Here is a 7654-nt window from a genome sequence, read left to right as displayed (position 1 = left end):
CGATTCCTAAGCGGCTGGCAGAGCTGCGCACTCAGGCTCAACACTTCATGTTACCTGCCAGGCGTCAACGAAGTTACCCCAGGGTGGTCAAGCCCAGGCCGGTCAAATACCCCAAAAAGAAAGCGGGAGGGCTTAACTGACTGGCATTAGGGCAAGCCCGCTCCCACATAGGCCGGTCAAATACCCCAAAAAGAAAGCGGGAGGGCTTAACTGACTGGCATTAGGGCAAGCCCGCTCCCACACAAGCCCGCGGCCCCACTGTTTTTTTCTATAACGGCAACGGCTCCCGCGAGCGCAGCAGCATGCCCTGCGCCGGCACCCGCGCATGCCACTTCACCACCCCCTGGGCTTCGACACGGTACTGGCTGCGAAACCGCTGGCCATCCAGGTCGATATCCAGTTGCAGCAGGAAGTGGTCACCATTGAGCTGCAGACCTTCGCTCAAGCGCTCGAACAGTGCGTCATCCACCGCCCCCAAAGCCTGGCGCAGTTCGCCGGCATCGCGATAGCCCCCTGCCGGGCGCGCACTGACCAGCCGGGTCAGCAGCGAACGCGACACCTCACCCTCATACAACGCATCCAGCAGCGGTAGCATGTCCAGGCTCAACGCATTGGCATTCAGGCGCCAGCCAGCGGTCTCGTCCAGGCTGCATAACTGCGGGTAGCGCAACGCCCGCAGCGGGTCGGGCAGCGCCAGCAGGTTCAGCTCGCTGATATCGCGCATGCGTTGATTGGCCGCCAGGCGTGGTGGTGATTGACGCAGGTATTCGTTGCTTTCGGCACCTTGCAGGCGGGTCTGTTGGTCGGCGTCGAGCCAGTCGGCCAGGGTCTGGGCCAGGCGTTCGGCGGCCATGTCGGCGCCCAGCAGATGCACCAACTGGCGCTGGGCTCGCTCGGCTTCGGGGCCAATCAGGGCGTTGACGTTGAAGCAGGTGTGCAGATCGCGAATCTGAATGCTCGCCTTGCCCCCCTTGAAGTCGTAGCTCAACGGCTGCCCACGCATGGCCTGCCAGAACAACGGGCTGGCGCGCCACAGCGGGTCTTGCAGGGCCTGTTCGGTAAAGGCCAGCGCCGCCCGCTCGATGGCCCGCGCCTGCACCCGCTGTTGCACCAGGCGCACGCTGTCGACCTGCTGGCGCCCCTGCTCGACCATCCAGGCCATGCCGCCCGCCAGCATCGCCAGGGCCACCAGCACCATCAACAATGCCGCCCCCTGCTGCCGTTTTCTGTCCATTGCCCTGCCACCTTTTATGTCGATCCTGGCGACAGTCAACACAGTGGATGTTTCAACCAGGTGGCAGGCTCACACAATTCCCGCAAAAACGTCACCGCGCCGTCATAAAGCCTCGGCAAACTGCGCCTTCATATTTCAAATCAATGGCTTGGAGTGGCGTTATGGGTGGTATAGGGATTTGGCAACTGGTCATCGTGCTGCTGATCGTGGTCATGCTGTTCGGCACCCGGCGCCTCAAGGGCCTGGGCAGCGATGTGGGCGAGGCCATCAAGGGCTTTCGCTCCTCCATGGGCAACGAACCCGGCGCCCAGGCGGCGGACAAGACCAGCCTTGAGGTACACGCCGAACCTCAGCGCCCTGCTGACAGCCAACGCTGATGTTCGATATCGGTTTTAGCGAACTGCTGCTGGTGGGCCTGGTGGCCCTGCTGGTGCTGGGCCCCGAGCGCCTGCCGATTGCCGCGCGCAATGCCGGGCTGTGGCTGGGCCGGGCCAAGCGGGCGATGAACACGCTCAAGGCCCAGGTCACCCAGGAACTGGACAACGAGCATTTGCTCAAGGGCATCGACCAGCAACCCTTGCGGCAACTGGAGCAGCAACTGCGCGACGGCATCCGCCTGGACGCTCCGCCGCCAGCCACCCCCCCTTCCCCAGGACACCCTGCCCCATGAGCGACCTGCCCCTGCCTGCCCCGCGCCTGTCGGTGACCGGCCACCTGACCCGGTTGCGTTCGCGCCTGGTGCGCTGTGTCCTGGCGATCGTCCTGGTGTTTTGCGCGCTGTTCCCCTTTGCCCAAAAGCTCTACAGCTTCGTCTCGCAACCGTTGCGCGACTTCTTGCCCAGCGGCGCCACCATGATCGCCACCGGGGTGACCTCACCGTTCCTGGCACCGCTCAAGCTGACCCTGATGATCGCCCTGTTCATCAGCATGCCGCTGTTGCTGCACCAGGCCTGGGGCATGATCGCGCCAGCCGTGTACCGCCAGGAGCGCCGCACCGCCGCCTGGCTGCTGGCCGCCAGCGTGGTGCTGTTTTACGCGGGCATGGCGTTTGCGTTTTTCCTGGTGTTCCCGATGATGTTCGGCTTCTTTACCAGCGTGACCCCGGACGGCGTGGCGATGATGACCGATATCGCCTTGTACCTGGATTTCATCCTCGCGCTGTTGCTGGCGTTCGGCCTGGCCTTTGAAATCCCGGTGGCGACTTTCCTGGTGATCTGGGCCGGCATCACCGATGTGCAGACCCTGCAAAACAGCCGCCCGTATGTGATCGTCGGCTGCTTTGTGGTGGGCATGCTGCTGACTCCGCCGGATGTGTTTTCGCAAACCATGCTGGCGGTGCCAATGTGGATTCTGTTCGAGCTGGGGCTGCTGGCCAGCCGGTCGGTGAGCACCCCGCGCACGGAAGCACCCGCTCCTGAGCCGGTGGCCTGAGGCTGGCAGGCGCCCTCAGTCCCAGCTAAGTTTCGTGCCGTACCTTCTCCCTTGCGCCAACCCCGCGCAGTCACGGAGAGGTAACCCGGATGAATGCCACAGCAGCCCATTGGCTGAACAAAGTACCCCAGGTGACGCTGTCATTCTGGGCAATCAAGATCCTGTCCACCACCGTGGGCGAAACCGGCGCGGATTATCTCGCCGTCGATGCGGGGTTTGGCGCCGGCTGGACCAGCATCGGTATGGCCGCCCTGCTGGCTATCGCCCTATTTTGCCAACTGCGTACCAAGGCCTATACCCCCTGGATCTATTGGTTGACCGTGGTGCTGGTCAGTATCGTCGGTACGCAGATCACCGATATCCTCACCGATAACCTGGACGTAAGCCTGTACACCAGCACCGCTCTCTTCTCGGTTTTACTGGCGATCAATTTTCTGGTCTGGTTCCGGCTCGAACACAACCTCTCGATCCGCGACATCGTTACCCCGCGGCGCGAGCTGTTTTATTGGGCGACGGTATTGTGTACGTTCGCCCTGGGTACCGCCGCCGGAGACCTGGCCACCGAAGCGCTGGGCCTGGGCTTCACTCTTGGCGCGGGAATTTTCGCGCTGATGATCACCGCGACCCTGCTCGCCTGGCGCCTGGGTGGCAATGTGGTGCTGACTTTCTGGATCACTTACATCCTGACCCGCCCATTCGGCGCCTCGCTCGGTGACCTACTGACTCAGTCCAAGACCTACGGAGGCCTTGGCATGGGCGCCAGCTGGACCAGTGCGATCTTCCTCTGCGTCATTGTCTTGCTGGTTACCGTCGCGCAAGTGAACGTCGGTAATCGCAGAACGCTCACTCAATAGCCCACCAAGGAAATCACCATGCGCCAGATTCGCACCCTTATTCGCCGCGTCGCCCTCGTTTCTTCGATCTTTTTGCTGGGCATCGCTGCGGGCTGCTCGAAACCCGCCGATGAACCCTTGAAAAATGTCACATTGGGCTCGGCAAGCAGCCCGATCAGGACGGCCTCGAACCTCGGCGACCTGTCCACGTTCCATCGCATTGCCACTGATGTCGCCAGCCTGGTCGACAAAAACGATCTGCCGGGGGCAAAAATCCGGATCAAGGACCTGGAGTCCACCTGGGACTCCGCTGAAGCCGGTATCAAGCCTCGCGCCGCGGCAGACTGGCATGTGCTGGACAAGGCCATCGACCGCGCGCTCTCGGCACTGCGCGACAAGAGCCCGCAACAGGCCGCTTGCAAGGCCGCCATGGATGACCTGCTCAAGACCTTCGACACGATGAAAGGCTGATGCAAGCCCTGGGCGGACAAATATCCCCACAGGTGCTTCAATACAGGCGCGACAGCTCTCTGCCGCGCCGGTTTTTCTGGAGAGGGACATGCGGATACTGCTGGTCGAAGACGACCCGATGATTGGCGATGCTATCCAGCGCGCGCTCAGCGATGCGAGCTATGCCACCGATTGGGTCAAGGATGGCGTCAGCGGCCTTGCCGCCCTGGATACCCATCATTACGACCTGGTGCTGCTAGACCTGGGCCTGCCCGGTAAAGACGGCTTGCAGGTACTGGCGGCCATTCGCGAGCGCAACAACCCAGTCCCCTTGCTGATCATCACCGCGCGCCACAGCCTGGAGGACCGCCTGCAGGGTCTCGATGGGGGCGCCGACGATTTCCTGCTCAAGCCGTTCAACATGGCCGAACTACTGGCCCGAATGCGTGCCGTGCTACGCCGTAAGGGCGGCAACGCCCTGCCTTTGCTCGACAACGGCGTGGTGTCGCTGGACCTGCTATCCAAAGAGGCAACGACCGCCGAATATGGTGCTGTCGCCCTTTCCAGCCGTGAGTTCGCCTTGTTGCAAGCCCTGTTGATTCGTCCGGGAGCGATCCTCTCGCGCAGCGAGCTCGAAGACCGCCTCTATGGCTGGGGCAACGAGGTTGAAAGCAACGCCATCGAGTTCCTGATTCACGCCTTGCGGCGCAAGTTGGGCAGTCATGTGATCAAGAATGTCAGGGGCATGGGATGGATGGTTTCAAAAAACGCTTGAGTGAATCGGTGCAACTACGCCTCTGCGTGGCCCTGTCATTTACGATTTTGCTGGTGGCCCTGGTGGCGAGTATTTTTGCTTTTTTCTCAGCCTTCCAGGAGGCCCGCGAACAGCAGGACGACACCCTGCGCCAAGTAGCCATGCTGTTCGATCGCCAGCAGATGACCTTGCAATACCCGCAAGGCCAAGCCCCGGACGGTGATGACGAAGAATCCAGGTTGGTTATTCAATACCTTGGCGACGGCCAGGACACACCTGGCACCACCGATGAGTCATTGCCCTTGCCATTTCCAACGAACCTTGCCGATGGCCTGTCTACCGTTGAGATTGCTGGCGAAGCCTTTCGTGTACAGGTCAGGACCACCGCCAGCGGCAAACGGATTGCAGTGGCCCAGGAGTCCGATGTCCGTGACAAAGACGCGCGGGAAAGCGCCTGGCGCAGCTTGTTGCCGTTCCTGATCCTGTTTCCAGTGTTGCCACTGGTGGTAGGCGACCTGGTGCGCAAGCTATTTCGACCAATCGCAACCCTTTCCGCAGAAATCGACCAACGTGCCGAACAGGCTTTGCACCCGATTGATAAACAGCATCTGCCCAGCGAAATCCGCCCGTTTGTCGTAGCCATTAACCGCTTGCTGACACGGGTGGCCCTGTCCATGGACAACCAGCGCCGCTTTATAGCCGACGCAGCCCATGAGCTGCGCTCGCCAATGACCGCCTTGTCCTTGCAAGCTGAACGACTGGCAGGCACCGAAATGTCGGCCCAGGCCAGGGACCGCCTGTTGGCACTGTCACGAGGCCTCGAACGCGCGCGCAAACTGATTGACCAACTCCTGAGCCTGGCAGCGGCCCAGTCGGCAGTGGCAAGGTCGCAGGTAGAGATTTCAGTACTCGACATCTACCGACAGGTCCTGGAAGACCTCGTGCCACTGGCTGAACGCAAACAGATCGATATCGGCGTCGAGAGTACCGAGGATGTGCGCGTTCACTTTAACGAAATGGACCTGTTCACGCTGGTCAAGAACCTGGTGGATAACGCGATTCGCTACACCCCCGAGGGCGGGCGTATTGACCTGTCGGTGGAGGCGTTTTCAGGCACGGTCAAACTGCAGGTCAAGGACTCGGGCCCCGGCATTCCAGAGACAGACCACGCACGGGTCTTCGACGCTTTTTATCGCAGCCTGGGTACCGATGAGGCCGGCTCCGGCCTGGGCTTGTCCATCGTCAAGGCCATCACCGATCGTACCGGGGCGCGGGTGCAACTGTCGTTTACCGATGCACTGGAGAAACGGGGATTGTGTGTCACGGTCTGGCTTGGATCAGATCGCGCCTTGATCTCGCAGCAGCAATGAACGGGAAGGATTAAACAAAATGTTGACTTAGTAAGGCACCAAGATAAACTGCGCCTTATGAATATTTTAGAGAACAAACACCACATCATGCTGCGCGAGCTTGACGGGGTGCCGGCCGAGGTCAGGGACAGTGTCAAGCTGTGCTTCGAGCTGCTGTCGGCGGCCGCCGCAATCAATCGCGTGTGTGCCATCCGCCTGGCCCGCTACAACCTGTCGGAGGGCCGCTTTGTCATCATGCTCACCCTCAAGAGCGCCGGCGGGAAGCTCTCGCCCCTGGAACTGGCAACGCGCTTGTCGATTACCACCGGCACGGTGACCGGCTTGCTCGATGGCCTGCAGGGCGACGGGTTTATCAAGCGCAAGACCGACCCCACCGACCGGCGCAAATTGATCATCACCCTGACTGCCGACGGTAGGCGCGTGGTCGATGAGGTGTTCGTCGAACACACCGACTGGATCAGCGGCATTATCCAGGGGCTGAGCCCCGAGCAGCGCCAGGCGTTGTCCGAGTCGATCTATTGCATTTCGGCCAGTCATGCACTGTCCCAGCCACTGCCGGATGGGCATTAGGCCCAGGCTTCAATTGCGTCAATCGCGGTAGTCACACAAGGAGGTGTTTGATGCTGCACAGTCAACGAGTGATGACCAACTTCGGCAGGAAGCCACGCATTCACAGTGGCGTCGATGTCATCCGCCACAGCATGGTCTCCCTGGAGCGCTACATTCCCCCGGCGCTGTATCGGCGCCTGTTTATCCAGCGGATCGCCCGCCACCCCCTGGCCATCGAAGGCTTTGAGTTTCGCCCGGTGCAAAGCCTGTTTGAACTGGAGGCGGCCTTGCGCCTGGTCAACGACAGCTATGCGCGACGCGGTATCTCCACGGTGTGCCGGGCCGGTATGCGCTTTTCCGCGTTTCATCTACTGGCGGGCACCACCACCTTCGTCGCGATCAAGGACCAGCAGATCGTCGGCACCGTGTCATTGATCGAAGACTCCATGCTCGGCCTGCCCCTGGAAGAGGTGCATGGCAACGAGGTGGTGTTGCAACGCCTGGCCGGGGCCCGGCTGGCCGAGGTCGGCACCCTGGCCGTGGCCGCCGGGTATCGCGGCAAGGGGGTGCCGTTGATGCTCTACAACGCGATGTTCCGTTGGGCCATGCATTTTCGCGGGGTGCAGCGGCTGCTGATCGCCGTGCATCCACGCGCCGGGGCGTTTTATCGCAACGTGTTGTTCTTCTCCCCCATGGGCCGGGTGCAACCCTACACCAAGCTCAACAATGCCTTGTCGCTGCCCCTGTCTTTGGACCTGGGCAATGCGCCGGCGATTTTCCAGCGGGCTTATCAACGCCCCGACCTGGAGTTTGCCATCGAGGGCCAGCGCACGCACTTCTTCGATTTTTTCTGCCGCCGTGACTACGCCCATATTGGCCTGCCCGCCACCGGTGCGCTGCGGCCCTGGGACACGCACGAAGTGCTGACCCATATGGCCCGCTGTGGCGTGCATGGCCGAAACCTGTCGCCACGGGTCCAGCGGGCGCTGGCCCTGGCGTAAGCAAGCTCAAACGTCATTTCATGGAGGAAGCA

General features: G+C 61.5%; 10 protein-coding genes and 1 pseudogene. 10 read left to right on the top strand and 1 reads right to left on the bottom strand.

Annotated elements, in window-relative coordinates; translation table 11 throughout:
- Positions 1-140: pseudogene (locus AO268_RS23535) on the top strand (IS4 family transposase); the annotation flags it as partial.
- Between the two features lie 128 nt (positions 141-268).
- On the opposite strand, the gene gspK reads toward AO268_RS23535, so the two are convergent.
- Complete coding sequence (gene gspK, locus AO268_RS23530) at positions 269-1234, bottom strand: type II secretion system minor pseudopilin GspK (RefSeq protein WP_076963709.1); 966 nt, start codon at positions 1232-1234, stop codon at positions 269-271.
- A gap of 161 nt (positions 1235-1395) precedes the next feature.
- Here gspK and tatA point away from each other — a divergent pair, with 161 nt between their 5' ends.
- The 9 genes from tatA (at position 1396) to AO268_RS23485 (ending at position 7622) form a co-directional block, all read left to right on the top strand.
- Positions 1396-1611: a twin-arginine translocase TatA/TatE family subunit gene (gene tatA / locus AO268_RS23525; protein ID WP_076963710.1), complete on the top strand. Its 216-nt coding sequence runs from the start codon at positions 1396-1398 to the stop codon at positions 1609-1611.
- A complete protein-coding gene (gene tatB, locus AO268_RS23520) occupies positions 1611-1904 on the top strand; it encodes a Sec-independent protein translocase protein TatB (RefSeq protein ID WP_099170007.1) in 294 nt (97 codons plus the stop codon). Before tatA ends, tatB begins: the two co-directional genes overlap by 1 nt.
- On the top strand, positions 1901-2665 hold the full coding sequence (gene tatC / locus AO268_RS23515; RefSeq protein ID WP_099170006.1) for a twin-arginine translocase subunit TatC: 765 nt from the start codon (positions 1901-1903) through the stop codon (positions 2663-2665). Before tatB ends, tatC begins: the two co-directional genes overlap by 4 nt.
- An 89-nt stretch (positions 2666-2754) precedes the next feature.
- Entirely contained in the window at positions 2755-3519 is a 765-nt protein-coding gene (locus AO268_RS23510) for a COG4705 family protein (RefSeq protein ID WP_099170005.1), read from the top strand.
- Between the two features lie 18 nt (positions 3520-3537).
- Positions 3538-3969, top strand: coding sequence for a hypothetical protein (locus AO268_RS23505; RefSeq protein WP_099170004.1), 432 nt, complete (start codon positions 3538-3540; stop codon positions 3967-3969).
- An 88-nt stretch (positions 3970-4057) separates the two neighbouring features.
- Positions 4058-4723, top strand: a complete 666-nt coding sequence (locus AO268_RS23500) for a response regulator transcription factor (protein ID WP_099170003.1) — start codon at positions 4058-4060, stop codon at positions 4721-4723.
- On the top strand, positions 4699-6072 hold the full coding sequence (locus tag AO268_RS23495; RefSeq protein ID WP_099170002.1) for an ATP-binding protein: 1374 nt from the start codon (positions 4699-4701) through the stop codon (positions 6070-6072). Before AO268_RS23500 ends, AO268_RS23495 begins: the two co-directional genes overlap by 25 nt.
- Positions 6073-6129: 57 nt before the next feature.
- A complete protein-coding gene (locus AO268_RS23490; protein WP_076963713.1) occupies positions 6130-6642 on the top strand; it encodes a MarR family winged helix-turn-helix transcriptional regulator in 513 nt (170 codons plus the stop codon).
- 50 nt (positions 6643-6692) lie between these two features.
- Positions 6693-7622, top strand: coding sequence for a GNAT family N-acetyltransferase (locus tag AO268_RS23485; RefSeq protein WP_099170001.1), 930 nt, complete (start codon positions 6693-6695; stop codon positions 7620-7622).
- Positions 7623-7654: the final 32 nt, after the last annotated feature.

It is taken from the genome of Pseudomonas sp. ICMP 8385, from assembly GCF_002699915.1.
GTDB lineage: Bacteria > Pseudomonadota > Gammaproteobacteria > Pseudomonadales > Pseudomonadaceae > Aquipseudomonas > Aquipseudomonas gessardii.
Note: the sequence above shows the minus strand (reverse complement) of the source record. Positions and strands in the feature narration are given on the sequence as shown.

Bases quoted from the DNA above. Each gene is read 5' to 3' on its own strand.
- AO268_RS23505 (WP_099170004.1), top strand. From the start codon at position 3,538: ATGCGCCAGATTCGCACCCTTATTCGCCGCGTCGCCCTCGTTTCTTCG.
- AO268_RS23510 (WP_099170005.1), top strand. From the start codon at position 2,755: ATGAATGCCACAGCAGCCCATTGGCTGAACAAAGTACCCCAGGTGACG.
- tatA (WP_076963710.1), top strand. From the start codon at position 1,396: ATGGGTGGTATAGGGATTTGGCAACTGGTCATCGTGCTGCTGATCGTG.
- AO268_RS23485 (WP_099170001.1), top strand. From the start codon at position 6,693: ATGCTGCACAGTCAACGAGTGATGACCAACTTCGGCAGGAAGCCACGC.
- gspK (WP_076963709.1), bottom strand. From the start codon at position 1,234: ATGGACAGAAAACGGCAGCAGGGGGCGGCATTGTTGATGGTGCTGGTG.
- tatC (WP_099170006.1), top strand. From the start codon at position 1,901: ATGAGCGACCTGCCCCTGCCTGCCCCGCGCCTGTCGGTGACCGGCCAC.
- AO268_RS23490 (WP_076963713.1), top strand. From the start codon at position 6,130: ATGAATATTTTAGAGAACAAACACCACATCATGCTGCGCGAGCTTGAC.
- tatB (WP_099170007.1), top strand. From the start codon at position 1,611: ATGTTCGATATCGGTTTTAGCGAACTGCTGCTGGTGGGCCTGGTGGCC.
- AO268_RS23500 (WP_099170003.1), top strand. From the start codon at position 4,058: ATGCGGATACTGCTGGTCGAAGACGACCCGATGATTGGCGATGCTATC.
- AO268_RS23495 (WP_099170002.1), top strand. From the start codon at position 4,699: ATGGATGGTTTCAAAAAACGCTTGAGTGAATCGGTGCAACTACGCCTC.